We start from the raw sequence: 25,071 nt of genomic DNA on the forward strand, positions 1-25,071 counted from the left end.
AGATGTCCGAATACCCTGTTTCGATCGACGACGTCATCGTCTGCGACATGACCTTCCCGCAGTCGCCCTGCGGGCCGCTGTACACGCCGGACTTCGCCGGCGCGATGCGCGAACGCCTGGCGCTCGGCGTCACCTACACCTCGATCACGATCGCCAGCGACGAGCCGACCATCGACGGCGCGATGCGCTGGCTCGGCGAGGCGCGCGCGCATATCGCCGACCATCCGGATCTGTATGTGCTGGTCGAGCGGGTCGCCGACATCGAGCGCGCGAAGGCCGAAGGCAAGGTCGCGATCAACTTCCACTTCCAGGGCACCAACGCGCTGCTCGGTGATCTGGGTCTGGTCGAGGTCTACTCCCGGCTCGGCGTCAAGCACATGCTGATGGCGTACAACTCGCGCAATCTCGTCGCCGACGGCTGCCACGAGGACAGCGACGTCGGCCTGAGCCGCTACGGCAAGGCGCTGGTCGCCGAAATGAACCGCGTCGGCATGATCGTCGACGTTTCGCATACGGGTTACCGCAGCTCGCTGGACGCGATGGAGCTGTCCAGCGCGCCGGTGATCTTCTCGCACTCCAATGCCAAGGCGCTGTGGAACCATCAGCGCAACATCACCGACGAACAGGCCCGCGCCTGCGCCGCGACCGGCGGCGTGATCGGCGTCAACGGCGTCGGCCTGTTCCTCTCCGAAGCGCGTTTCGACAACTCGCCGGAGATCATCGCGCGCCATATCGACCACTTCGCCAATCTCGTCGGCCCGCAGCACGTCGGCTTCGGTCTCGACTCGGTGCACGATATCCCGTACTTCCTGTCGAACTTCGCCAAGGCCGGACGTGATCGCAAATACCCGGTCGGCGGCTACCTGACGTCGAACAAGCCGGCCTTCGCCGGTCCCGACGTGATCGCCAAGGTCGCGCAGGTGCTCGCGCGCATGGGCTGGGGCGAGGCCGAGCTCAAGGGCGTGATGGGTGGCAACTGGCTGCGCGTGATGGCGCAGGTCTGGGGCTGAATCCGGTGGAAGCGGTCAGCCTGCAGTGCCGCGCGGCCTACGAGGCCGTGCAGCAGCAGTTGCGGGCCGGCCGCTTCGGCGAGGCGGCGCTGGCGTGCAAGGCGCTGTGCGAGCGCTTTCCGGGTTTCGTCGGCGGCTGGGAGGCCGGCAGCTTCATCGCCCAGCGGCTCGGCAATCTGCCCAAAGCACTCGAATATATCGAGCGGGCGCTCACGCTCGAGCCGGACCTGCCGCTGCTGCATTTGCGCAAGGCGCGGGTGCTGCTGCAGCTGTCCCGGCACGAGGAAGCGCGCCGGATCGCACAGGCGGTCGAGGCGCTCACCGGCGACGACGCGGCAGTAGTCGCGCAGGTCGCGGCGTTCCATACCGCGGCCGACGACCACGCCGCAGCGCTGCCGCTCTACCGGCGCGCGCGCGCGCTCGATCCGGGCAACGCCGGCGTCTGCTTCAACCTCGCCTCGACCGAGCGCTTTCTCGGCCACATCGACGAGGCCGAGGCTGCCTACGAAGCGGGCCTGAAGCTGAAGCCCGGCAACCACGAGGCGCGCTACCTGCGCGCCGGCCTGCGCCGGCAGACGCCGGAACGCAATCACATCGCCGAGCTCGAAGCCTGTCTGGCGGCGGTCGGCGCCAACTGGCAGGGCGAATCGCAGCTTTGCTACGCGCTGGCCAAGGAATACGAGGACCTCGGCGATTACGCGAAGAGCTTTGCCGCGCTCAAGCGCGCCGGCGCCAGCCGCCGTGCGCACATGCGCTACGACGTCGCTGACGACGAGGCGGCGATCGACGCCATCATCGCCAGCTTCGGTCCGTTCGCCGCCGGCGCCACGGCCGGCCATCCGTCGGACGAACCGATCTTCGTGCTGGGGCTGCCGCGCACCGGCACGACCCTGGTCGAGCGCATCCTCGCCAGTCATCCGCAGGTCAGCTCGGCGGGGGAACTCAACCACTTCGCGATCGAGATGACCCGCGCCGTGCAGCCGCCCGGCGCGGCGCCGATGGACAAGCTGCAGATGATCGCGGCGTCGACGTCGATCGATTTCGCCGCACTCGGCGAGCGCTATGTCGCCAGCACGCGGCCGCTGACCGGCCACCGCGCGCACTTCATCGACAAGATGCCGCTGAACTACCTGTACTGCGGCCTGATCGCGCGCGCGCTGCCGAACGCCCGCATCGTCGAGCTGGTGCGCCATCCGCTCGATGCCTGCCTGTCGATGTACAAGCAGCTGTTCACGCTGGCCTATCCATTCTCGTACGACCTCGACGACCTCGGCCGCTACTACCTGGCCTATCTGCGCCTGATGAACCACTGGCATCGCACGATGCCGGGTCGCATCCTGCGCGTGCGCTACGAGGACGTGGTGGCCGACCAGCGCGGACAGACCGCGCGCCTGCTCGAACACTGCGGCCTGCCGTGGGACGACGCCTGCCTGTCTTTCGAGCGCAACGCCAGCGCCAGCACCACGGCCAGCGCCGTGCAGGTCCGCCAGAAACTCTATGGTTCGGCGGTCGGGCGCTGGACGCACTACGCCGAATACCTGGTGCCGCTGGCCGAGCGCATTCACGCCAGTCCGGACTACCGGGCGGCCGGACTGGGGTACGAATGGTGAGCATCCCAAAGGGACGCGCTGCGGCGCGCCTGCTGGCCGCCGCGTGCGCGGCCTGCCTGTCGGCGGTCGCGATCGCCAAGCCTTACTTTCCGCCGAGCGGCAGCTGGCAGACGGCGACGCCGGCCAGTCAGGGCTTCGACGCGGACCGCCTGCAGGCCGCCGTGCAATACGCGCAGGCGCACGAATTCCCGGCGCCGCGAGATCTGCGCGTGATGAACCTCGAGCGCTATCGGAACGAACCCGGCTACCGCATGCTCGGGCCGATGAAGGACCGGCCCGGTCCCACCGGGCTGATCATCCGCCACGGCTACATCGTCGCCAGCTGGGGCGAGCCGGGGCGCGTCGACATGACCTTCAGCGTGACGAAGAGCTATCTCTCGACGGTCGCCGGCGTCGCCTACGACGACGGCCTGCTGCCGGACCTGAGCGCGCGCGCCGCCGACGTCGTCTGGGACGGCAGTTTCGACGGCGAACACAACGGCAAGATCAGCTGGGAGAACCTGCTGAACCAGTCTTCGGACTGGCGCGGGCAACTGTTCGGCCTCGACGACTGGATGGACCGGCCGCCGGCGGGCCTGACGCTCGACCAGATGCGCGCGCAGCCGCTGCACGAGCCCGGCACGTTCTTCAAGTACAACGATGTGCGCGTCAATCTCGCCGCGTACGCACTGCTGCAGCTGCTGCACAAGCCGCTGCCGGCGGTGCTGCGCGAACGCATCATGAATCCGATCGGCGCATCGCCGAGCTGGCGCTGGTACGGCTTCGAGAACGCGAAGGTCGAGATCGACGGCCAGATGATGGTCTCGGTGACCGGCGGCGGCCACTTCGGCGGCGGCATGTTCGTGTCCGCCTACGATCAGGCGCGTTTCGGCCTGTTGTTCCTCAACGAAGGCGCCTGGGACGGCAAGCGCGTGCTGTCGAAGCGCTGGATCGAGCGCGCGACGACGCCGTCGCCGGCCAAGCCGAACTACGGCTACATGTGGTGGCTCAATCACGGACCGAGCGCATGGCCGGATCTGCCGCCGGATCTGTTCTACGCCGACGGCGTCGGCGGCAACTACGTAATCGTCGATCGTGCGCACGACCTGCTGATCGTCACGCGCTGGATGGACGAGGATCGCGAGGTGCTGGCCGGCATGATCCGCCGCGTGATCGGAGCCCTGCAATGAGCCGCATGCTGCTGCGCCACGCGCGCCTGATCGACGGCAGCGGCGCCGCGCCGCGCGAGGCGCAGGCGGTCCTGATCGAGGACGGCCGCATCGCGGCCGTCGCCGCCGATGCCGAACTGGCCGGCGTCGAGGCGGCGACGGCGATCGATCTCGCCGGCCGCACGCTGCTGCCGGGCTTCATCGACTGTCATGCGCATCTGGGCGCCTACGACTACGAGCTCGAAGCGCGCATCGCCACGCCGGCCTCGCTGACGGTGATGCGCACGCTGCCGCAGCTGCGCGACACATTGGAAGCCGGCGTGACCACGGTGCGCGAAGCCGGCGGCCTCGATGCCGGCTTCCGGCTGGCGCAGGAGCAGGGCCTGATCGACAGTCCGCGTCTGCTGGTCTCGATCGTCATCCTCGCGCAGACCGGCGGCATCTGGGACATTGCCTGCGCCTCCGGGGCGAAGCTCGATCTGGCCGGCGCGATGGGCCAGGTCGTGCGCTACTGCGGCGGCGTCGAGGCCATGCGGCAGATCGCGCGCGAGCTGCTCGCCGCCGGCGCCGATCTGCTCAACATCCACACCACGAGCAGCCTGCACAAGCATCCCGAGCGCCTGCCGCACGCGATGTTCACGCCGGCCGAGATCGCCGCGGTCGTCGAAGAGGCGCACAACGCCGGCAAGCGCGTGATGGCGCACGTCGACGGCGGGCCTGGCGTCGCCAACGCGATCCGCGCCGGCGTCGACAGCGTCGATCATCCGTACCATCTCTCCGACGCCGACATCGAGCTGCTGCTGCAGCACCGCACCTGGCTGGTGCCGACGCTGTCCTGCAACTACGGCATCGTGCGCATCGCCGAGCGCGACCCGCACGCCGGCATTCACGAAAGCTCGCTGCGCGCCGCGCGACAGCTGATCGCGATCCACACCGAAGGCTTCACGCGCGCCGTGAAGGCCGGCGTGCGGTTCGCGATGGGCTCGGATTCGTTCGGACGCTTCCAGGGCGACAATCTGTTCGAGCTGCAGCTGATGGTCGACGCCGGCTGTACGCCGATGCAGGCGATCGTCGCCGCCACCGGCGACGCGGCGCGCTGCTGCGGCCTCGAACGCGAGACCGGCACGATCGCACCGGGCAAGCGCGCCGATCTGGTCTGCGTCGATGGCGATCCGCTCGCCGACATCCGCATCCTGCAGGATCGCCGCCGGCTGTCGCTGGTGATGCAGGACGGGCGCTGCGCCGTCGACCGCCTGCGCGCGGGTCCGGACGATGGGACATGCGCCGCACGCTGAGCCTCGCCGCGCTGCTCGCCGCCTGCGTCGCGGCGGCGCAGGAGACGCCGGCGCAGGTCCAGCGCTGGCATGCGCTGCGCGCGGCCTCGCCGCTGCTGCCGTTCAGCGGCGATCCCGACGAGGACGCCGCAGCGTTCCGTTACGAAAGCCTGCACAGCAGCGAATTCATCACGACCGCGCGCATCGCCCGCGGCGGGCCGGTCGCGACGCTGCCGCCGGCGCCGCGCGCCGATATCGGCGCGGCGCGCGTGCAGACGCGGCTCGGCGAGATGACGGTCGACCGCTTCGTCGAGGCCTTCCCGATGGACGGCGTGCTGATCCTGCACCACGGCCGCATCGTCTACGAGCGTTATCCGAAGATGCGCGCCGACGATGCGCACCTGATCTATTCGGTCTCGAAGATCGTGCCGGCGCTGCTGGTCGCGGAGCTGGTCGACCTCGGCCGTGTCGATCCGCAGCAGGGCATCGAGCGCTACATCCCGCGCCTGGCCGGCACCGACTGGGCCGGCGTGCGCGTGCAGAACATCCTCGACATGGCGTCGGGCATGCAGAAGACCGGGCTCGAGGACGAAGCCTGGGAGGACGAATTCTGGGCGAGCATGATGGGCCGGCGGCCGGGTTCGACCTACGACGAAATCGCGGCGATGAAGCGCGATCCGCAGATCCCGCAGGGCACCGACTTCGAGTACGGCACGCAGAACACCTTCGTGCTCGCCTGGCTGGTCGAGACGCTGTGGGACCGCCCGTTCACCGACGTCGTCAGCGAACGCCTGTGGCAGCGCATCGGCGCTGAACATGACGCCGACGCCGGCGTATCGCCTGACGGCGCGCCGCATCCGCGGCTGGCGATGACGCTGCGCGATCTCGGCCGTCTCGGCCTGCTTTACACGCCGAGCTGGCGCCGGGTCGCGTCGCGGCCGCTGGTGTCGGCGGCGGCGCTGCACCGCATGCAGTTCGAGGGGCGGCCGGCCTTGCTCAAGGGCATCGAGGTCGAGCTCAACGAACGCTCGTTCCCCGGTTCGAGGATCGACCACAACGGCTGGCAGTGGGACGCGGTGTTCCCGGATGGCACGCTATGGAAGAGCGGCTTCGGCGGGCAGGGGCTGATGGTGTCGCCGAAGCGCGATCTGGTGGTGGCGTTCTTCGGCTCCTGGCCCGCGACCGGCCGTCCGGAATACAACCGCTTCCAGTGGCTCGCGCGCCAGCTCGTCGAGCGCGGGTATTTCGACCGGTGAAGCGCTCCGCACCCGGCGCTCTGCTGTGCGCGGCGCTGCTCGCCGGCTGCGCCGGCGCGCCGGCCGTGGTGCAGGCGCCGCCGACCGATCTGGCGACGGCGCAGCGCGACATCGCGGCGATCAAGGCGGCGCCGCTCAAGCCCGGCAGCGGCCACGACGTGCGCGACGCCGCGGCCTTCCGCTACGAGAACCTGCACGCGCCGATGTTCACGCCGAGCGCGCGCATCGCGCGCGGCGGGCCGGTCTCGACGCTGCCGTTCGCGCTGCGCCCGGAGATCGGCCGGACGCCGGTGCAGACGCGGCTCGGTGCGATGACGGTCGACCGCTTCGTCGATGCGTTCCCGATGGACGGGGTGCTGATGATTCAGCACGGCCGCGTCGTCTACGAGCGCTACCCGCGGATGCGCGCCGACGATCTGCACCAGCTGTATTCGGTATCGAAGCTCGTGATCGCGCTGCTGGTCGCCGAACTGGTCGACGCCGGCCGTGTCGAGCCGCAGCTCGGCATCGAACATTACGTGCCGGCGCTGGCGGACAGCGACTGGGCCGGCGTGAGCGTGCAGAACATCCTCGACATGGCGTCGGGCATGCAGAAGACCGGCCTCGAGGAAGAGGCCTGGGAGGCCGAGTTCTGGGCCAGCGCCTACGGGCGCCTGCCGCCGTCGCCGTACGCGCTGATCGCGGCGATGCGCCGCGATCCGGCGCTGCCGCAGGGTGCCGACTTCGAATATGCGACGCGCAACACCTTCGTGCTCGCCTGGCTGCTCGAATCGGTCTGGCGGCAGCCGCTGGCCGAGATCGTCAGCGCGCGGCTGTGGCAGCGCATCGGCGCCGACCACGACGCCTACATGGGCATTTCACCGAGCGGAGCGCCGCATACCGAGTTCTCGATGACGCTGCGCGACCTCGGTCGCCTCGGCATGCTCTACACGCCGAGCGCCGCCAACATCAGCGTGCCGGCGCTGGTGTCGAAGGCGACGCTGCGCCGCATGCAGCGCGGTGGCCGTCCCGAGCTGCTGCGCGGCATCGAGCACGAACAGAACGCGCGCGGTTTCGACGGCGAAGCCGTCGACCACAACGGCTGGCAGTGGGACGCGGTATTCGCCGACGGCACGCTATGGAAGAGCGGCTACGCAGGACAGGGTCTGCTCGTGTCGCCGGCGCACGATCTGGTGATCGCCTTCTTCAGCTCCTGGCCGGCGATGGACCGCCAGGACTACAACCGCTTTCAGGGCGTCGCGCGCCAGCTGATCCGTGCCGGCGTGTTCGGCGCGCCCGATGCCCCATCCCCGACTTGAATGGAGACCCCCGCCGTGCGCGATCTTTCCCGCTTGCCGTTTCCCGCCGATGAATACCGGGAGCGCCAGCGCCGCGCGCGCGCCGAGATGGCGGCGCGCGGCATCGAACTGCTGTACGTGACGAGCCCGCCGAACATCCAGTACCTCACCGGCTACGAGGCGATCTGGTTCCCGAACCGCCTGCCGGTCGGCGTGCTGATCGACGTGGCGCGCGACGACACGCTGTTCTTCGACTGGAAGCGGCATGAGCCCTACGTCAGCACCAGCGTGTTCTGCGACGAGGCACGCTATTTCCAGTACGGCGAATCGGCGCGCGTCGTCTGCGAGGCGGTCGCCGCCCGCGGCCGCGCGCACGCGCGCATCGCGCTGGAGCAGTTCAGCCTCAATCCGTCGGCGCCGGTGATGACGGCGCTCGGCGACGCGCTGCGCGCGCAGGGCGCGACGCTGCTGTCCGGCGACTGGGTCATCGACCGCCTGCGCCTCTACAAGTCACCGGCCGAGATTGCCTGCGTGCGTCGCGCTGCGGCGATCGCCGACCGCGCGATGCTGCGCCTGCGCGATCGCCTCAAGCCGGGTCTCAGCGAAGCCGAGGTCTCGGCGCTGCTGAACCTGCTGCTGGCCGAGGAGGGCAGCGAACCGGCGGCGACCCAGCCGCTGGTCAATTCGGGACCGACCGCCTGGGTCGACGTGCACGCGTTTCCGTCGCAGCGCCGCCTGCAGGCCGGCGACGTGATCTCGGTCGACTGCTGCGCGGTCGTTCACCGCTACCACGCGAATCTGCAGCGCACCTTCGTGCTCGGGCCGTCGTCGACCAAGGCGCGGGCGATGATCGCGGCGGCAGCCGGCAGCATCGACGTGCTTTGCCGCGAGGCGCGGCTCGGCGAGGGGCCGGAGCGCGCCGCCGCCGCCGCGGTCGCCTACGTGCGCGAGCGCGTTCCGGCCGAGAACATCTGGTGGGTGGGCGGCTACGCGCTCGGTCTCGGCTCGCCGCCGAGCTGGGTCGGCCACACCTATCTGGCCAACGACGGCGAGGAGCGCTGTGAGCTGCGCGAGGGCTACGTGTCGAACTACGAGAACGTTTTCTTCGACGAGGCAGAAGGTTTCGAGGCCGGTTACATCGATACCGTGGTGATGACCCGTGACGGACTCGAAGCCCTGTCGAAGATTCCGCGCGCGCTGCTCGAGGTGCCGCTGTGAGCGGCCCGGCGCCGAGCCTTCGCTTGCTGTCTTTCGTAGACAAAAGCGCGATGTTTCGCTTGTGAGCGATGGGTCGATCTCCTACCATTTCCCGTCATACGGATGACAGCGAGAAGAGGGGCGGGCATGGAGCCTGCGCTCCGCTGTAGCGTCTGCGCGAACCCACAGAGTGCGAGCCATGGATGATGCGGTAGCAGAGACAGACGACCAGCAGAGCGGCAACACCCCGCCGCCGGATTTTGTCGGTTCGGTCGCGCATGGTCTGGCGGTGTTGCGTTCGTTCGATCACGACCATTTCCAGATGACGCTGTCCGAGGTTTCGGCGCGGACCGGCATGACGCGCGCCGGCGCGCGCCGCTACCTGCTGACGCTCGCGCACCTCGGCTACGTCGAGCAGAACGGGCGCCTGTTCCGCTTGACGCCGAAGGTGCTCGAGCTGGGCTATGCCTTCATGTCGACGATGCCGCTGGCCGACACCGCGCAGCCGTACCTCGACCGTCTGACGCGGGAGACCGGCGAGGTTTCGGCGATCGCCGTGCTCGACGGCCGCGAAGTCGTCCACCTGGCGGTGGCGACGCCGGCGCAGCGTCAGCTGCTGCCGAAAGTCACCATCGGTCGCCGTTTCAATGCGCTATACAACTCGACCGGCCGCGTGCTGATCGCCTGTGGCGACGACAAGCCGCTCGAACAGCAGCTCAGCGGCGCCAAGCTCGCCAAGGTCACGTCGTGGAGCATCGACAGCAAGGCAGCGCTGCTCGAGGAGCTGCGTCGCGTGCGCCAGCAGCAGTATGCGATCGTCGATCAGGAAAGCGAGGAAGGCCTGCGTTCACTGGCGGTGCCGATCCGCAACAAGCAGGGACGTCCGGTCGCGGCGATCAACATCATCACCAACGTCGCCACGGTGCCGCGCGAGGAGCTGACCGACAAGCTGCTGCCGGCGCTGCAGCAGTCGGCGCGCGAGCTGTCGCTCGCGCTCGGTTCGCAGACCTCGGCGCTGTAAGTCAGCTCAAGAGGCTGAAAAGAAGGGGGCGGACCGGCGGGTCCGCCCCCTTTTTTGCCGGCGCTTCAGCGGCCCGTGATCGCCTCGACGACTTCGGCCTCGGTCACCAGCGCGTCGCGCTGCAGATAGGCGATCGCTTCGAGCGCCGCCTCGTGCGCGCGCAGCGACGAGCCGCCGACCAGATCGCGGATGACCTTGATGTGATAGTCGTGCTGATGCGCATCGACGGCGGTGTAGTGGATGCAGACGTCGGTGAGGCCGCCGACCATCAGCAGCGTCGAGGCCTTGTAGGCTTTCAGCACGATCTCGAGCTCGGTGCCGAAGAACGCCGAGTAGCGGCGCTTGCGGATCACGAACTCCTCCGGCGTCGGTTCGATGCCGACCGCCAGCTGCGTGCGCTCATCGTTCTCGGCGCAGTGCGGGCCTTCGGCGCCGTCCAGTTCGCGGCCGATGTCGATCATCGACGGCTTGTGCACTTCCTGAATGAAGACGACCGGCACGCCCTTGGCGCGACACAGGCCGATCAGGCTGATGACGCGCGGCAGGCGCTGTTCGGCGCCGCCCATCTTGGGAATGCCGCCGGCGCCGCCGCCGCGACCGATGCCCTGAATGTCGACGACGACGAGAACCGGGTTGCCGATGATGTCCATCTGTACTCCTTGAACGTGGGGGATGGCGCGCGTCGCGCGCCGGTGCTGGGGGAAGCGCGCCGGCGCTAGTCGGCGATCTTCTTCTTGTCCCTGGGTTTCTGCAGCGGGCCTGGCGGGCGCAGGCGCGCGCAGTTGCCGGCGACGGGCTCGCCGGCGAGCAGGCGCCGTGCGAACGGCAGCGAATCCTTGAGCGAGAGATTGACCGTGCTGTGATGGGTCTCGCCGGGGTAGTAATGCCACTCGACCGTCGTGCCGGCCGTGCACATCGCCGAAATGAAGTTGTACTGCTGCGCGGTCCCGGCCATCGCGTCGGCGAGGCCGGTGGCGGTGAACACCGGCGTGGCGATGTGCGCGCGCGGGAACGACTGCGCGCGCGCCGCGTCGTCCTCGATGGCGGCGACGCTCTTGCGGTACATCTTCGCCGCCGAAAGATCGCCGGCCTTGGCGACGCGCATCGCGTCGCGGAAGCAGCCGCTGCGCACGGTGTCGAGCAGCGGGCGGCCGGCGTCGGACATGTAGTCGTCGGCGTCGAGCTGCGGATGCAGGGACGTGCCGGTGCCGAGCAGGTAGAGCATCGCGAACGCGGCGTCGACGTAGTCCGGGTCGGCGTACGGCGGCACCGGAACCTGCGGCGCCTTGCCGGGCGCCGCGGTGTCGACGACGAGGCCGGTGGCGATCGTGCCGAGTACCCGTACGTCCGGCGCGTAGTCGGGGGCCAGCAGCGCGGCCCCGAGTGCGGCGCCGGAGCCCTGCGACTGCCCAGCGAGGATCACGCGGTTGGCGAGCCGGCCCGGGTAGGCGCGCAGCGCGGCACGCAAGCCGTCGAGGATGCTGTAGCCCTCGGGCCGGTACAGCAGGTACGGGTGCGGGCCGGGGGTGCCGAGGCCCTGATAGTCGCTGGCGACGACCGCGTAGCCTTCGCCGAGCCAGGCGTTCAGATAAGCGGCGCGTTCCTCGGACGGTCCGGTCCACGACGGCGCGCAGACGTCGGCGACCCCGACCGTGCCATGCGCCCAGCCGAGGATCGGCCAGCCGCCGGCGGGTGGTTCGCCCTTGGGCAGATAGACGACACCGGACACCACGATCGGCGTCTTGCCGTCGAGTCCGTCGGTCGAGCTGTACAGCATGCGCTCGGCGGACGACGCGCCGGCGATGCGCTGTTCGGGCGGCGGCGTTTCGCGTTTGAGCACGATGCCGGGTTCGGCGGGAATCCCGGCGTCCCAGCGATAGAGATCGGAGACGCCGCCGTCGCCGAACTCGGCGGCGACCGCTGGCGGCTGCGTCGCCGCGGCGGCGAGGGAGAATAGCGCGGCCGTGCAGAGCAGCAGGGGCAGTGTTTTCACGGGACATCTCCGAGCGTGCTGGTGCCGGCATCGGCTTGCGGTGTTTGCAGCGCGGCACAACGGTCGGAGCCGACGTCGCCGGCGAGCCGCCGGTCGGCGAACGCGAGTGCGTCCGGCAGCGATGTGAGGACGGCGCCGTTGTGCGTTTCGCCGGGATAGTAGTGCCAGTCGACTCGCGTGCCCGCGTGGCACATCGCCGAGATGAAGTTGTACTGCATCGATGGTGGCGCGTCGTGATCGGCGAGCCCGGTAACGGTGAACACGGGCTGCTTCAGGTGTACGGCGGGGAACTGTCCGCGTTCGACGATTTCGTCGATCAGTGCCGGATAGGCCGGCGTGTAGGCTTTGTCGATCGACAGCTGCAGGCGTGTCGACAGCTCGACCATCTCTGGCAGGCAGCCGCGCTGCGCAGAAGCGAGCAACGGCCGGCCGGCGGCGGTGACGTACTGGTGCGGATCGAGACCCGGATGCATCGCGGTGGCGTCGCCGATCAGAAACAGCATCACGAATGCGGCGTCGACGGCGTCGTAATCGGAGCCCCATTCGTGCGGCGGCAGCTGCGGCGCGTCGCCCGGATCGCGTGCCTGTGCGACCAGACCGGTCGCCACCGTGCCGAGGATCTGCAACTCGGGCGCGTAGTCAGGCGCCAGCAGCGCAGCACCGAGTGCTGCGCCCGATCCCTGCGAATGACCGCCGACGATGACGCGATTGCTCAGCGTGCGAGGATAGGCGTGCAGCGCCGCGCGTGCGATGTCGAGTACGCCGTAGGCTTCCGGCCGGTACAGCAGATACGGATGCGGCCCCGGCACGCCGAGGCCCTGGTAGTCGGTGGCGACCACGGCGTAGCCGCGCGCCAGCCAGGCATCGATCAGCTGCAGGCGTGACATCGGCGGCGTCATCCACGACGGAGCGCAGACATTGGCGGCACCGGTGGTGCCGTGTGCCCAGCTCAGCAGCGGCCAGCCACCACGCGGTCTGGCGCCCGTCGGCAGATAAAGGACACCGGAGACGGCGACCGGCGCTTTGCCGTCGATGCCGTCGGTGGAGCTGTACAGCACGCGCTCGGCGACTGCCGCGTGCGCGACGCGATGTGCCGCTGGCAGCGGTTCATGACGCAGAAGAAGACCGGGCGTCGTCGGCACTGAGGACGTCCACGCATAGAACGCGGAGACGCCGCCGTCACCGACCGATGCGGCGGGCCGGTCGGCGGCGTGGGCGAAGGCCGGCAAGGCACAGGCTGCCGCGAGCAGCAGGAAGCGGAACATGGGGGCGATTTTTCCGTCGGGAGCCGGGCGGATTTCAGGCGCGCGCGCGTCGGCGTGCTTCGTCGAGCATGTGCAGCGTGATCTTGCGAACCTCAGCCTTGCTCTCTTCGATATGCGCGCGCAGCTGCTGCTGCGCCTGCTCGCAATGTCGGCTCAGCAGTACGTGCAGGATCTGTGCGTGCTCGGCATAGGTCGCTTCGATTCGGCGGTCCATCGTGAAGTCGAGGCGGCGCACGATGCGGATGCGCTCGGTGACGTCGTGATGGATGCGCGCCATCTCGTCGTTGCCGGTTGCCTCGACGAGGTGCTCGTGAAAACGCTCGTCGAGTTCGGCGACGATGCGGCCTTCACGCGGGCGGGCATCGGGCGCTGCCGTCCAGACCTGGCGCAATGGCTCGAGCCGCAGTTCAAGGTCGTCGCTGTCGCAGAGCTGGCGCAGCGCTGCGAGCTCGAGGATCACGCGCACGTCGTAGAGGTTCTCGAGGCTGCGGAAATCGAACGGCCGGATCGTCCAGCCGTTGCGGAACTGCACTTCGACATAGCCGTCGCGCTGCAGGCGAACCAGCGCCTCGCGGACCGGCGTGCGGCTGGCCTGCATGCGCGCGGCCAGTTCGCTTTCGGTGAAGCGGTCGCCGGGCAGCAGCTGCCAGTCGAAGATTTCCTGTTTGATCCGCTGATAGATGCGATCGGCAAGGTTGTCCTCGCGCGGCGGTTTCCGGTGCGGTCGGCCGGGGTTCATCGCGACCATGGGCGATTCCTGAATCGGTAGGCGTGTGTGGTCATGCGGCGGCGCTCGCGGCATCGGCATCGGCGCGCATCGCGCGCAGTTCCGCCGGCAGCCGGTAGGCGGCGTAGGCGATGCACAGCACGCCGAGCACGGCACCGACCTGCGTCAGCACGATGGCGTGGCGCAGCGAGTCGCCGCCGAAGCGCGGCGACAGCAGATCGCTGCCGAGCCCGACGGCGAAGTTGCCGGCGCCGGAGCCGAGCATGTTGAGCACGAACAGCATCGTCGACGAACCGAGTGCGCGCAGGCGCGGCGGCAGCAGCGTCTGGCCGACCGAGAACAGCGGCGCCGTGTAGGCCGCCGTGCCGATGATGGCGACGAAGTAGTAGACGTACATGTATGTGCCGCCGACGTAGAAGAACAGCAGCTCGGCGGGAATCAGGATGGCGACGCCGATCAGCGGGAACCACAGATACCAGCGCGGATCGCGCGCCGCGAAGCGGTCGGCGAGCACGCCGGCACCGAGCGTTCCGACGATGCCGGCGATGCCTTCGATCATGCCGCTCATCGCGCCGACTTCGGTCGTCTTCAGGCCCAGCGAGCGGATCAGGTAGGTCGGCGTCCAGAACTCGAAGCCGGTGCCGGTGAAGGACAGCAGGCCGAGCCCGAGCGTGGCGAAGACGAAGGCGCGGCGCCCCCACATCAGGCGCGCCGCCTCGGCGATCGAGTAATGCACGTGGCGATCCGCGTGCGCGCCGTCGTACTGGCCGCGCGGCGGTTCGCGCACGAACAGACGGAAAGCGATCGCCAGCAGCAGGCCGGGCGCGCCGACGGCGAGGAAGGCCGCCTGCCAGCCGTAGTGCTCGTTGATGGTGCCGCCGAGCGTCAGACCCAGCCAGATGCCGAACGAGATACCGAGGCTGTAGACCGCGAACGCCGTACCGCGCCGACGCGGCGGGAAGTAGTCGGACAGCAGCGAATGCGCTGGCGGACTGCAGCCGGCCTCACAGACCGCGACCCCGGCGCGCGCCAGCGCCAGCGTGCCGAAGCTGCGCGCGAAACCGGACAGTGCCGTCATCAGGCTCCAGGCGCCGAGTGAGATGGCGATGATCGTGCGTCGCGACCCGCGGTCGGCCCAGCGCGCGATCGGGAAGCCGGCCAGCGAGTAGATCAGCGAGAACGTGAAGCCGCTGAGCAGCCCCATCTGCGTGTCCGTCGCGCCGAGGCTTTCGCGGATCGGCTCGATCAGGATCACCAGCACGTAGCGATCCATCCAGTTGAAGCTGTACACCCCGACCAGCAGGAACAGCACGGTCCACGAATACGCGGGGATGCGCTCGCCGGCTTCGCGGGCGCCGGCCGCCGATGCGACCATCGACATCAGGCGCTCCGTGCGGCGAACGCCGCCTGCAGCTCGGCCGTCGTGCGGCGCGCGCCGTGCTGCAGGTATTCCATTGCCTTGAGCGCCGCATCATGCGCGGCGACCGACGAGCCGGCGACGGCGTCCTCGGCCACGCGTACGTGATAGTCGTTCTGGTGGGCGTCGACGAAGGTGTAGTGCACGCAGACGTCGGTGAAGCCGCCGCACAGGATCAGGGTCTGCGCCTTCAGGCCGCGCAGCAGGATCTCGAGCTCGGTGCCGAAGAAGCACGAATAGCGCCGCTTGCGGATGAAATAGTCGTCTTCGCGCATGCCGACTTCGCGCGCAACGGGTGTGCCGGGATCGCCTTCGAGGCAATGGACCTGTTCGTCGCCGTCCAGCTCGCGGCCGAAGTCGACCATGTTCCGGCGGTGTTCTTCCTGGAAGAAGATGATCGGTACGCCGGCAGTGCGGGCCGAGGCGACGAGGGGCGGGATGTTGGAGAAGGACTCGACGAAGCCCGGCATGCGCCAGTCGCGGCCCTCGATCTTCGGGGCGTCGTAGCCGCCCTGCTGCGCATCGACGACGATCAGCACGGGCTGGCCAACGATCAGCGGATTCTGTTTTTTCATGGCTCTTTGCGGTTCGGGCCGGGCCCGGACGCCGTCGGGCGTCCGGGCGATCCGGCGGCGGTCAGCGATAGTTCCAGGTGAAGCGCAGGCCGACGGTGCGCGGCGTGCCCCAGACAACCTGCTGCGTGTAGTCGTACAGGTATTGCATGTAGACGAAATACTTCTCATCAGTCAGGTTCGAGCCGAACACGTCGACCTGGAAGGTTTCCGACGGCGAGATCCAGCCGACGTTCGCGCCGAGCAGCCCATACGCCTTGCCCTCCTCGGTGACGTCGTTGCGCATCGAGAAGTAATGGTCGGCCATCCAGGTGTAGTCGGTACGCGCTTTGATCACGCCGTAGTCGCCGATCGCGGTGGCGTAGGCGAGGCCGGCGTTCGCGGTCGGGTTGGAGAACGGCAGCTCGTGGCCGTCGAGCGGATTGCCGTCCTTGTCGACTTCGTCGGTCTTGATGTCGCTATGCGTGACGCCGACGCCGGCGTTGAAGGTGAGGCCGCGCATCAGCAACGCTTCGAGGTTCAGCTCGGCGCCCCAGACGTTGACCTTGTCGATGTTGCTGAGTACGCCGGCGCCGACCGTGCTGCCGTCGCTGGTCGTGTACGTCTTGTAGATCGACGTCTGCATGTCCTTGAAGTCGTAGTAGAACACCGAGCCGTTGAGGCGCACGCGACGGTCGAACAGATCGAGCTTGCTGCCGAGCTCGTAGGAGGTCAGCTTTTCCGGCTTCACCGGCTTGAGAGCGTCGAGCGGCGAGCTGGCGTCGATGCGGCCGTACTGCGACTGGCTGTTGATGTTGGGGCTGCGGTGGCCGGTGGTGATCGACGCGTAGGCCATCGCCGTGTCGGTCGGCGACCATTGCAGGATGGCCTTGCCGTCGAGATCGCCGCTCGACGCATGGCGCTTTTCATCAGTCTTGGTGCTCGTGTAATCGCCGGCGCGACTGAAGTTCACGTCGACCTTCTCCCACGAGTAGCGCGTGCCGAGCACCAGCTTCAGCGTGTCGACCAGCGGGATGTCGAGGTTGCCGTACAGCGCGTAGGAGCGCGTGTCCTTGGTCGAGTGGTCGGCGTAATACGTCGACGGCGTCAGCTCAGTCGTCAGGTCGCGGCTGTCATCGTAGAGGAAGCCGCCGAGGATCCAGTCCATGCCGCGCCAGGTACCGGAACCGCGCAACTCCTGGGTATAGGTATCGGCATCGGCAGTCAGACGGTCGTCGTACTGATACTGAATGTCGCCGTCGAGGTCTTCGATGATCTGCTTGTGGCCGCCCGAGTACGCACTGATCGACGTCAGCTTCCAGCCGTCGAGCTGCCAGTCCAGCGTGGCGTTGCCGCCGAAGCTCTCGATGTGGTTTGTCGGCTGCAGACCGCCCGGGATGTCGGCCCCGTACCAGTGCTTCGGATCGAAGTGGCCGTACAGCGAGTTGGCCGAGACGTTGAGGTTGCCAGCGCCATCGGTCAGCGCGTAGATGCCGACGCAATTGCCGCTCATCTGCTGCGACATGCTGCAGGTTTGTCCCGTCGCCGGATCGATGGTGCCGTTGAGCCCGTAAGCCTGCGCACCCTGGTCGACCTTGAAGTAATTGCCGGACAGTTCGAGCGAGAGGTTCTGCGCGAGGTCAATGTCGAGAATGCCGCGAAACGCCGCCGTGTCGATGTCATTGGCGTCGGTGCCGTCGACCTTGCCATGTACATAGCCGTCACGGCGATGCGTCTGCGCCGCAAGGCGGCCGCGTACGGCATTGCCCAGCGGGCCACTGACGAAGCCCTCGAGAACCTGATTGTCGAAGCTTCCGTATTCCGCCGACAGCGAACTCTGGAACGTGTCGGTCGGCTTGTTGGCGATGACGTTGACGAGGCCGCCGGTGGCGTTGCGGCCGTAGAGCGTGCCCTGCGGACCCTTCAGGACCTCGATGCGCTGGACGTCGAAGAACTGCAGCGACTGCGCGAACGCCGAGCTGGCGTAGACCTCGTCCGTGTACATCGCCACCGGTGGCTCGATGCCGTCGCCGTACGGGACGTTGAGGCAGATGCTGCGGAAGCAGAACGTCGGATTCTGCGACTCGCCGAAGAAAGACTTGTAAGACGTGTTCGGCACGTGTCCGAGCAGATCGGTCGCGCGCGTGATGCCGAGGTCCTTGAGCTTCTCGCTGTCGAATGCGGCGATCGACATCGGGGTTTGCTGCAGCGATTCGCGGTGCTTCTGGGCCGTGACGACGACGGTTTCCAGCTGATCGTCGGACGCCGTTTCGGCAGCCGGCGCCGGGATTGCGGTCTCGGTCGTGTCAGTAATGTCGGCATTCGAGTCGGCGAATGCCGGAGACTGGGCCAGCAGCGGAAGCAGACAGGCGGCCAGCGGCGCAGTGCTGGCGAGCTTTGGCAGAGGGAGGCGGGACATGGCAGTTCGGTACCGTAAGTGGCGAGGGCAGGATGGGACCGGATTCGGCGGTGTTTCATCTTGTATGCAAGACGATGTTCATCAATGCATCCTCCGTGCCACTCTGAATTTATTGAATTAAGATAATGATTTTTAATGATTAAATCGGCTTCATCTGGCGCGGACGTGCGCGTCGTGCATGCCGTATAAAAGTGCGCAATGCGCACAGTAGTTCTTTTTGCGGACTCAAATCGGTGCACATCGAGGCGCTCGCGCAGTAACGGGGCTGCCCCGGCCGTGGCGGCATGGGAGCGGCGGCGCAGCGCCAGGGCGAGGGGATGCATTGACAGCCCTCTCTGCCGCTGAGATTCTTAATACGAATTTAAGTTCGTATAGTGAATTTTAACGGTGCGCTCCTCATCGGAACGTGCCCTTCGCCGCTTTGGAGTAACCGCGATGCTGAGAATGCTGGTCCCAGCTCTTGCTGCTTCGATCACCGCCGGTGCGGCGGCCGCGGCTGCACCGGTCGGCCTCGGCGATCGCCCGGGCAGCCACTTCGCGGCCGGACGCAGTGAAGCGATAGGCGCCAACGGGATGGTGGCGACGGCACAGCCGCTGGCAAGCGTCGCGGCGCTTGATGTACTACGCGACGGCGGAACGGCGGTCGACGCGGCGATCGCCGCGAACGCGATGTTGGCGCTGGTCGAGCCTGAGTCCGCCGGCATGGGCGGCGATCTGTTTGCGATCGTTTGGGATCCGCGTGCCCGCAAGCTCGCTGGACTCAATGCCAGCGGCCGTGCTTCGAAAGGGCAGACGCTCGAACAGTTGCAGGCGCGCCTGCCGGGGCGTGATTCGATTCCGCTGTACGGCAGCATGGCGGTCACCGCACCCGGCATGGTCGACGGCTGGTTCGCTCTGCATGCGCGCTACGGCAAGCTGCCGATGTCCCGCCTGCTCGCCCCGGCGATCCGCTATGCGCGCGAAGGGTTTCCCGTGACCGAGGTGGTGGCGCTGGAAATCCGCGAGGCGTTGAAGGACTTCGATCGTCATGCGGCCGATATCGAGGAACTCGACAACATCCGCAAGCTGTTCACACACGAGGGCCGCACCCCCGATGTCGGCGAGCGTTTCCGCAACCCCGATCTGGCGACGTCGTTCGAACTGATCGCCAGAGGGGGGCGCGACGCGTTCTATCGCGGGCCGATTGCCAAGACCATCGACGCGTACATGCGCCGTATCGGCGGCGCGTTGCGCTACGACGATCTGGCGTCGACGCACAGCAGCTGGATCGATCCGGTCTGCACCACGTATAGAACGGACTACCGCATCTGCGAAATGCCTTTTGCCGGCCAGGGGCTGGCCGTGCTGCAGATGCTGAATATCCTCGAGGGCTACGATCTCGCGAAGCTGGCGCCGGGCAGCGCCGACCTGCTGCATCTGGAGATCGAAGCCAAGCGATTGGCATACGAGGATCGCGCCCGCTACTACGCCGATCCGGATTTCGCAAAGCTGCCGCTCGCCGGGTTGCTGTCGAAATCGTACGCAGCGGAACGTCGCAAGCTGATCGATCCGAAGCGGGCGATGCCGACGGTTTCTGCCGGCGATCCCGCGACGCTCGAACACGGTGACACCACCTATCTGACGGTGGCTGACCGCAGCGGCATGATGGTGTCGCTGATCCAGAGCAACTACTCAAACCTCGGCAGCGGGCTGGTGCCCGACGGGCTCGGCTTTGTTCTGCACGATCGTGGCAATGCGTTCTCGCTCGATCCGAAGCACGCCAACGCCTATGCGCCGGGCAAGCGGCCGTTCCACACCATCATTCCCGGCTTCGCATTTAAGGATGACCAGCCGTGGCTCAGCTTCGGTGTGATGGGCGGCGCGATGCAGCCGCAGGGGCAGGTGCAGGTGCTCGTCAACCTGATCGATCTCGGCATGAATCTGCAGCAGGCCGGCGACGCGGCGCGCTTCTATCACGACGGTTCAACACGCAACAACCGACCGCTGAGCGACCGGCCGGCTGGCCTTGGCCGGGTCTCGCTCGAATCCGGCATCCGCCCGGAGGAAGTCGAGAAGCTGCGCGCGATCGGCCATGACGCGGGCGTCGCGCCAGCCGAGTACGGCGGTTACGAAGCGATCCAGCGCGATACCGCAAAGGGCGTCTATTTCGGGGCCACCGAGCTGCGCAAGGACGGCGCAGCGCTCGGATATTGACGGTATAGGGGAAGGGAAGAGATGGATACGAAAAAGAAGGGGTTCCCCGGTTCGATGGTCCTGTTGGCGGCGCTTGTCGCGCTGACCGGGACGCACGGAGCGCGAGCTGCGAAGACAGTGCTGGCCGACTATGTGTTCCGGCATGGCGCGGTCTATACCGTGTCCAACGAACAGCCCTGGGCCGAGGCCGTGGCGGTGAGTGGCAACCGCATTGTTTATGTCGGCACCGAGGCGGGCGCCGATGCCTACGTCGGCAAGCGTACGCAGCTTGTCGACCTCAGGGGCGGCATGCTGCTGCCGGGTTTCATCGACGGCCATTCGCATGTCTATGCGACCGAAACCTTTCTCGACGCCGGACTGATCCTGCGGGAGCGGCCGCCGGCCGACGTGATCGCGGCGCTGAAGCGCTACGTCGAAGCGCATCCTGACGAGCGCATGATCCGGGGTGTCGGCTGGATCTATGAAGCGTTTCCCGAATCAGGGCCGACGCGGCAGATGATCGATCCCTTCATTTCGGACCGTCCGGCGGTGCTCAAGGCGATCGATGGCCATCATATGTGGGTCAACAGCAAGGCGCTTCAGATCGCCGGCATCACACGTGATACGCCCGACCCGTTGCCCGGTAAGAGCTGGTTCCAGCGCGATCCGCAGACCGGCGAGCCGACCGGCTTCATCGTCGAGGGCGCAGCCATGCAACTGCTACGCGACCGGCTGACTGCCAAGGGATATCCGTTCGAAACGCGCGAGCGGCTCGCGCGCGGGATCGAACATGGCATTCCGGCATTGGCAGCCGCGGGCATCACGACCTTGTTCGATGCTGGAAGCCCGAACCAGGACGAAACCTACGAACTGCTGCATGAAATGGAGAAGCGCGGCGCGTTGACGGTACGCGTCTATGGTTCGTATCGCTACCGGCCTGATCTGAAAACGCTCGCCGACGTCGATCCCGTGCAAGCTTTCGCCGCGCTGCGCGAGAAGTACCACTCCGAATATCTGAAGACGGAGATGGTCAAGCTGTTCCTCGACGGCACCGAAACCAACTACACCGCCTACATGCTCGAACCGTTCAGCGACAAGCCGGAAACGCGTGGCGAGCCGCTGATTGCACCGCAGGCATTGAACGAGCTGATCCAGCGTCTCGATGCCGCCGGCATCGACGCGCATATGCACGTGGTCGGCGACGCCGGCGCTCGCGAGGGCCTCGACGCCGTGGAGTACGCCATCCGCCGCAACGGCTCGCGCGACCGCCGGCACACGCTGGCGCACACAATCCTCGTCGATCCGGCCGATATCCCGCGCTTTCGTCAGCTGGGTGTGCTGTGGCAGAGCACCGAAGCGTGGGCGCTGATGAATGACCGCAATCGCACCGTGCGCCGCCTCGTCGGCGGACAGCGTTTTTTGGGCATCTATCCGTTCCGGGCGGCGATTGATCAGGGCGCAATCCTTGTCGGGGGTTCCGATATGACCTCGCTGCATGAAGGCGCGATCTGGAAACCGCTCGACAATTTCCAGATCGGCCACACGCGGCAGCCGCTGGACCGGCCGGACGTCGAGATCATGCCGAAGGCGGAACAACGACTCAGCATCGGCGAGCTGATCCAAAGCTACACAATCAACCCTGCGTACATGCTGCGTGCCGAGTCCGAGATCGGCTCGATTGCAGTTGGCAAGAAAGCAGATCTCGTCGTGCTGGAGCGCAATCTATTCGACGTTCCGCCAAACGACATCCACAAAGTCGAGATCCGGATGACGATGATGGATGGCAGGCCGACATATGTGCAGAGCCAGCAGCGGTGAATTAACTCATAATGTATCTTATGTTAAGTTTCCGACGAACGGTAGCCAAGCTCCTGCAATGGATCACCCAATTGCTGTCCGCTTCGGCCATATGACCGCGCTATCGCACTAATGGCCGCATCGACATCGACTGCAGGCATTTGACCGGTGATCGAGCAGCCGTAAACGGTTAATTGGGCGGGCAATTCGGTTCAATGTCCGCACCCGCCGCAGTCGGCCTCGTCAGATAACAGCGCAGTTCGGATTGGATCTCTGCGCCGAGCAATGCGGCTATCGCTGACTCCTCCAGGACCGCTACGTCCGCCGTCACCGGCGAAACCCAGGCCAAGTACGTCAACGCGATTCAGCGGCTTTCGGCTTACCACGATGCAGCCGCACCAACTCCGCCTTCGACTCTTTGAGTTGTGCTTGTACGATCCCGAGTCGTCCCTCGAGCCGTGCAGCCTCGCGGATTGCACCATCCCGCTCGCGCTGCAGCTGCTCAGCGTTTCGCTCCAACGTGGCTATCTGAGATTTCAGGCCTTCTTGTGCTTCTCGGTTCGCGGCCACTTCCTTGACCGCGTCCTCCTGCGCACGTTTGATCGCGGTCTCTCTAGCTGCGATCGCTTCGTTTCGCTTGGTAGTTTCACGCTGGGCTGCAGCCAGGTCAGCGCGCAAGGAGGCTTGGAGTTTTAGGGCCTCCGATAGCGCAGCTTCCAAATCGCTGATCCGCTTGCTGGCCGCACCGACGTCACGTTCCCGATCTGCCTGCAATCGCTGCTGCTGCGTCTTGTGCTCGTCGATGCGAACCAACAGATGCCGCTCATTGCCTTCGCTCTGCTCGCGTAGGCGCTGGATTTCGGCGGCGTGGCGCTGGGCGAAGCGCTCACGCTCTTCTTCACCGGCGCGCGCCTGTGCCTCGGCCGTGGCGGCACGTGCTGAATGGCCGGCCAGCTCCTTTTCGAGTGTGGCGATCTTCGAAGACTGTTGGCGTTGTAGCTCCTGAAGTCGCTCGACGTCGGCCCTGAGACTGGCGGCCACGGCTCGCAGTTCGGTCTTTTCGGACTCAAAAGCCCGCCGATCCTGGGCCAGCTGTTCCCGCTCCAGTGCCACTTGGCGATCGAGCGCAGCACGCTCTTCACCGACGGTCTCCAAGGCTGTCGCCTGAATTCTCTCGTATAACTCGGCGGCAGCCGTCGCGATCGATGCCGGCAAATGCAGTCGCGCCGGCAGCGTCTGGAAATACTGCTTCAGTAGCGCATTCACCGTGGCTGGCGAGCCGGTGCCGAGTATTTTGCGGACACCTTCAATCGTCGGCCGTTCGCCCTCGGCCAGAAGCTGATCGGCGGCGCGGGTGATGTCAGCCAAGGTCACACCAGTGCGCATTGCAAACGCTCCAATCGGTCTCCCGATTTTCAGTTGACACGGATTCAAATCATACCCACGATAAGTGATGCTTATAGTGCGTACAGCCTAAGTAACGTTATATTTCATACGTCATACATAGTGAGCATAACGACATGGCGACCGATCGGAAACTGCCGCAGCGACGCAAAAGGTCGCTCGAAATATTGCCTGCTACCGGCGTCGAGCCGCTGTCGCCGACCGAGCTTGGCGACGCCGCGCGCCGCGCAGCCGAAGAAATCCTGATCGCCGGCCAAGCCGAGAACACGCTGCGCAGCTATCGGAGTGCGCTGCGCTACTGGTGCGCCTGGGCCCAGGCGCGCTACCGCACTACCCTCGCCTTGCCCGTCGCCGTGCCGGTCGTGCTTCAGTTCATGGTCGATCACCTCGCGCGAGGGCCCATCGACGGGCCCAAGTGCGAACTGCCACAGGACCTCGACCAGCTGCTCGTCGAGAGCGGTTTCAAGGGCCGCCAGGGCCCGCTTAAGATGAATACGGTGATTCACCGGCTGGCGGTGCTGTCGAAACTGCACCAGCTGCGCAAGCTCGCAAACCCCTGTGAGGACGCGCAGGTGCGGCATCTGCTGTCGCGAGCCAAGCGCGCCGCATCCAAGCGCGGCGAGACAATCACGAAGAAGACAGCGGCGACGCGGGAGCCGCTCGAGGCCATGGTGGCGACCTGCGACGGCTCGCTCGAGGGGCTGCGGGACTGTGCGCTGCTGCTGTTTGCCTGGGCCAGCGGCGGACGGCGGCGCTCGGAAGTTGCAGCGGCTTGTGTCGAGCAACTGACCAAAGTCGACGACCGCGGCTACCTGTTTCGGCTGCACCGCTCCAAGACGAATCAGGACGGAAAGGCGAATCTGCCCGACAAGCCAATTCGGGGAAAGGCGGCCGAAGCTTTGCGGGGATGGTTGGAGGCTGCCGCAATCACTGAAGGGCCGATCTTTCGGCGATTGTGGAAGAGCCGGCTTGGCCCCGCCCTGTCGCCCGCTGCCGTCGCAGAAATCGTGCGTAAGCGCGCACGGCTAGCCGGCCTCGAAGGCGATTGGGCCGGTCACAGCATGCGATCCGGATTTATCACCGAAGCAGGTCGTCGCAACATCGCCTTGGGCGACGTCATGGCGATGACCGAACACCGCAAGGTAGATACGGTCTTGGGCTACTATCGGACCGGCAACCTTTCCCAGCAGAGCATCACAAACCTTCTGGACTGATGCCTGTCCCGACGAAGGCCGGGGCCCAGGCGATGCTGCCGACAGGCGACGTCAACAGACTACGCTTTCGACGCTGCTACTTCTTCCGCTCCTTGACCGTCGTACGCGGATGCGCCTTCGCGTACGCTGGCTTGACGTATCGTCCGGAGACGGCGCTCCGGTAGTTGCTGACAGAAGAAGATGACTTCTTGCTCATGATTCGACCTCCATACACGCACGGCGCACACATAACCCGTTGCCACAGCCCATTGTAGTTGACTACAGCAGAAAGAACTATATGTTGGGGTAGCAATCCGTCCTCATTGGTCGGCGCCGCTTC

19 protein-coding genes are annotated in these 25,071 nt (G+C 66.7%); 11 read left to right on the plus strand and 8 right to left on the minus strand.

Going from position 1 to position 25,071, the window contains the following annotated elements; all coding sequences use genetic code 11:
• Positions 1-2: 2 nt before the first annotated feature.
• The 8 genes from K343_RS0101550 to K343_RS0101585 all read left to right on the plus strand — a co-directional run bounded on the left by K343_RS0101550 (position 3) and on the right by K343_RS0101585 (position 9,793).
• Complete coding sequence (locus tag K343_RS0101550; RefSeq protein WP_028006575.1) at positions 3-1,010, plus strand: dipeptidase; 1,008 nt, start codon at positions 3-5, stop codon at positions 1,008-1,010.
• A gap of 5 nt (positions 1,011-1,015) precedes the next feature.
• The gene (locus K343_RS20395) at positions 1,016-2,620 is read left to right on the plus strand and encodes a tetratricopeptide repeat-containing sulfotransferase family protein (protein ID WP_051277819.1); all 1,605 of its coding nucleotides are present in this window, start codon (positions 1,016-1,018) and stop codon (positions 2,618-2,620) included.
• Positions 2,617-3,789 (plus strand): serine hydrolase domain-containing protein, encoded by a 1,173-nt coding sequence (locus K343_RS0101560; RefSeq protein WP_211226135.1) that lies wholly within the window; start codon positions 2,617-2,619, stop codon positions 3,787-3,789. The genes K343_RS20395 and K343_RS0101560 overlap by 4 nt, the downstream gene beginning before the upstream one ends.
• Positions 3,786-5,063 (plus strand): metal-dependent hydrolase family protein, encoded by a 1,278-nt coding sequence (locus K343_RS20400; RefSeq protein ID WP_051277820.1) that lies wholly within the window; start codon positions 3,786-3,788, stop codon positions 5,061-5,063. The genes K343_RS0101560 and K343_RS20400 overlap by 4 nt, the downstream gene beginning before the upstream one ends.
• Entirely contained in the window at positions 5,048-6,298 is a 1,251-nt protein-coding gene (locus K343_RS0101570; protein WP_028006577.1) for a serine hydrolase domain-containing protein, read from the plus strand. Before K343_RS20400 ends, K343_RS0101570 begins: the two co-directional genes overlap by 16 nt.
• Positions 6,295-7,596 carry a serine hydrolase domain-containing protein gene (locus K343_RS0101575; RefSeq protein WP_028006578.1) on the plus strand — a complete coding sequence of 434 codons (1,302 nt, stop codon included), beginning with the start codon at positions 6,295-6,297 and terminating at the stop codon, positions 7,594-7,596. Before K343_RS0101570 ends, K343_RS0101575 begins: the two co-directional genes overlap by 4 nt.
• Before the next feature lie 15 nt (positions 7,597-7,611).
• Entirely contained in the window at positions 7,612-8,793 is a 1,182-nt protein-coding gene (locus K343_RS0101580) for a M24 family metallopeptidase (protein WP_028006579.1), read from the plus strand.
• Between the two features lie 178 nt (positions 8,794-8,971).
• A complete protein-coding gene (locus tag K343_RS0101585) occupies positions 8,972-9,793 on the plus strand; it encodes an IclR family transcriptional regulator domain-containing protein (protein WP_043111835.1) in 822 nt (273 codons plus the stop codon).
• Between the two features lie 65 nt (positions 9,794-9,858).
• On the opposite strand, the gene K343_RS0101590 is transcribed toward K343_RS0101585, so the two are convergent.
• The 7 genes from K343_RS0101590 to K343_RS0101620 form a co-directional block, all read right to left on the minus strand.
• On the minus strand, positions 9,859-10,443 hold the full coding sequence (locus tag K343_RS0101590) for a cysteine hydrolase family protein (protein WP_043111837.1): 585 nt from the start codon (positions 10,441-10,443) through the stop codon (positions 9,859-9,861).
• Between the two features lie 65 nt (positions 10,444-10,508).
• Positions 10,509-11,786, minus strand: coding sequence for a lipase family protein (locus K343_RS20405; RefSeq protein WP_051277821.1), 1,278 nt, complete (start codon positions 11,784-11,786; stop codon positions 10,509-10,511).
• On the minus strand, positions 11,783-13,051 hold the full coding sequence (locus K343_RS24875; protein ID WP_051277822.1) for a lipase family protein: 1,269 nt from the start codon (positions 13,049-13,051) through the stop codon (positions 11,783-11,785). The genes K343_RS20405 and K343_RS24875 overlap by 4 nt, the downstream gene beginning before the upstream one ends.
• Before the next feature lie 34 nt (positions 13,052-13,085).
• Positions 13,086-13,799, minus strand: a complete 714-nt coding sequence (locus tag K343_RS0101605) for a GntR family transcriptional regulator (protein ID WP_028006582.1) — start codon at positions 13,797-13,799, stop codon at positions 13,086-13,088.
• Positions 13,800-13,830: 31 nt separating this feature from the next.
• Entirely contained in the window at positions 13,831-15,159 is a 1,329-nt protein-coding gene (locus K343_RS20415; protein ID WP_051277823.1) for a spinster family MFS transporter, read from the minus strand.
• On the minus strand, positions 15,159-15,770 hold the full coding sequence (locus K343_RS0101615; protein WP_028006583.1) for a cysteine hydrolase family protein: 612 nt from the start codon (positions 15,768-15,770) through the stop codon (positions 15,159-15,161). The genes K343_RS20415 and K343_RS0101615 overlap by 1 nt, the downstream gene beginning before the upstream one ends.
• Positions 15,771-15,831: 61 nt before the next feature.
• Complete coding sequence (locus tag K343_RS0101620; protein WP_028006584.1) at positions 15,832-18,165, minus strand: TonB-dependent receptor; 2,334 nt, start codon at positions 18,163-18,165, stop codon at positions 15,832-15,834.
• Positions 18,166-18,600: 435 nt separating this feature from the next.
• On the opposite strand from K343_RS0101620, the gene ggt reads away from it, so the two are divergent.
• Both ggt and K343_RS0101630 read left to right on the plus strand, forming a co-directional pair.
• Complete coding sequence (ggt, locus tag K343_RS0101625; RefSeq protein WP_028006585.1) at positions 18,601-20,358, plus strand: gamma-glutamyltransferase; 1,758 nt, start codon at positions 18,601-18,603, stop codon at positions 20,356-20,358.
• A 21-nt stretch (positions 20,359-20,379) separates the two neighbouring features.
• Positions 20,380-22,155, plus strand: coding sequence for an amidohydrolase (locus K343_RS0101630; RefSeq protein ID WP_084615590.1), 1,776 nt, complete (start codon positions 20,380-20,382; stop codon positions 22,153-22,155).
• Between the two features lie 333 nt (positions 22,156-22,488).
• Here K343_RS0101630 and K343_RS0101635 read toward each other — a convergent pair whose 3' ends face one another.
• A complete protein-coding gene (locus K343_RS0101635) occupies positions 22,489-23,520 on the minus strand; it encodes a DNA-binding protein (RefSeq protein WP_028006587.1) in 1,032 nt (343 codons plus the stop codon).
• A gap of 134 nt (positions 23,521-23,654) precedes the next feature.
• On the opposite strand from K343_RS0101635, the gene K343_RS0101640 reads away from it, so the two are divergent.
• Positions 23,655-24,752, plus strand: a complete 1,098-nt coding sequence (locus K343_RS0101640; RefSeq protein WP_028006588.1) for a site-specific integrase — start codon at positions 23,655-23,657, stop codon at positions 24,750-24,752.
• Positions 24,753-25,071: the final 319 nt, after the last annotated feature.

It is taken from the genome of Solimonas flava DSM 18980, from assembly GCF_000426685.1.
Classification (GTDB): Bacteria; Pseudomonadota; Gammaproteobacteria; order Nevskiales; family Nevskiaceae; genus Solimonas; species Solimonas flava.

Coding starts and splice junctions, on each gene's coding strand:
- K343_RS0101550 (WP_028006575.1), top strand. CDS start 3: ATGTCCGAATACCCTGTTTCGATCGACGACGTCATCGTCTGCGACATG.
- K343_RS20400 (WP_051277820.1), top strand. CDS start 3,786: ATGAGCCGCATGCTGCTGCGCCACGCGCGCCTGATCGACGGCAGCGGC.
- K343_RS0101570 (WP_028006577.1), top strand. CDS start 5,048: ATGCGCCGCACGCTGAGCCTCGCCGCGCTGCTCGCCGCCTGCGTCGCG.
- K343_RS0101585 (WP_043111835.1), top strand. CDS start 8,972: ATGGATGATGCGGTAGCAGAGACAGACGACCAGCAGAGCGGCAACACC.
- K343_RS0101590 (WP_043111837.1), bottom strand. CDS start 10,443: ATGGACATCATCGGCAACCCGGTTCTCGTCGTCGTCGACATTCAGGGC.
- K343_RS24875 (WP_051277822.1), bottom strand. CDS start 13,051: ATGTTCCGCTTCCTGCTGCTCGCGGCAGCCTGTGCCTTGCCGGCCTTC.
- K343_RS0101605 (WP_028006582.1), bottom strand. CDS start 13,799: ATGGTCGCGATGAACCCCGGCCGACCGCACCGGAAACCGCCGCGCGAG.
- K343_RS20415 (WP_051277823.1), bottom strand. CDS start 15,159: ATGTCGATGGTCGCATCGGCGGCCGGCGCCCGCGAAGCCGGCGAGCGC.
- K343_RS0101615 (WP_028006583.1), bottom strand. CDS start 15,770: ATGAAAAAACAGAATCCGCTGATCGTTGGCCAGCCCGTGCTGATCGTC.
- K343_RS0101620 (WP_028006584.1), bottom strand. CDS start 18,165: ATGTCCCGCCTCCCTCTGCCAAAGCTCGCCAGCACTGCGCCGCTGGCC.
- ggt (WP_028006585.1), top strand. CDS start 18,601: ATGCTGAGAATGCTGGTCCCAGCTCTTGCTGCTTCGATCACCGCCGGT.
- K343_RS0101630 (WP_084615590.1), top strand. CDS start 20,380: ATGGATACGAAAAAGAAGGGGTTCCCCGGTTCGATGGTCCTGTTGGCG.
- K343_RS0101635 (WP_028006587.1), bottom strand. CDS start 23,520: ATGCGCACTGGTGTGACCTTGGCTGACATCACCCGCGCCGCCGATCAG.
- K343_RS0101640 (WP_028006588.1), top strand. CDS start 23,655: ATGGCGACCGATCGGAAACTGCCGCAGCGACGCAAAAGGTCGCTCGAA.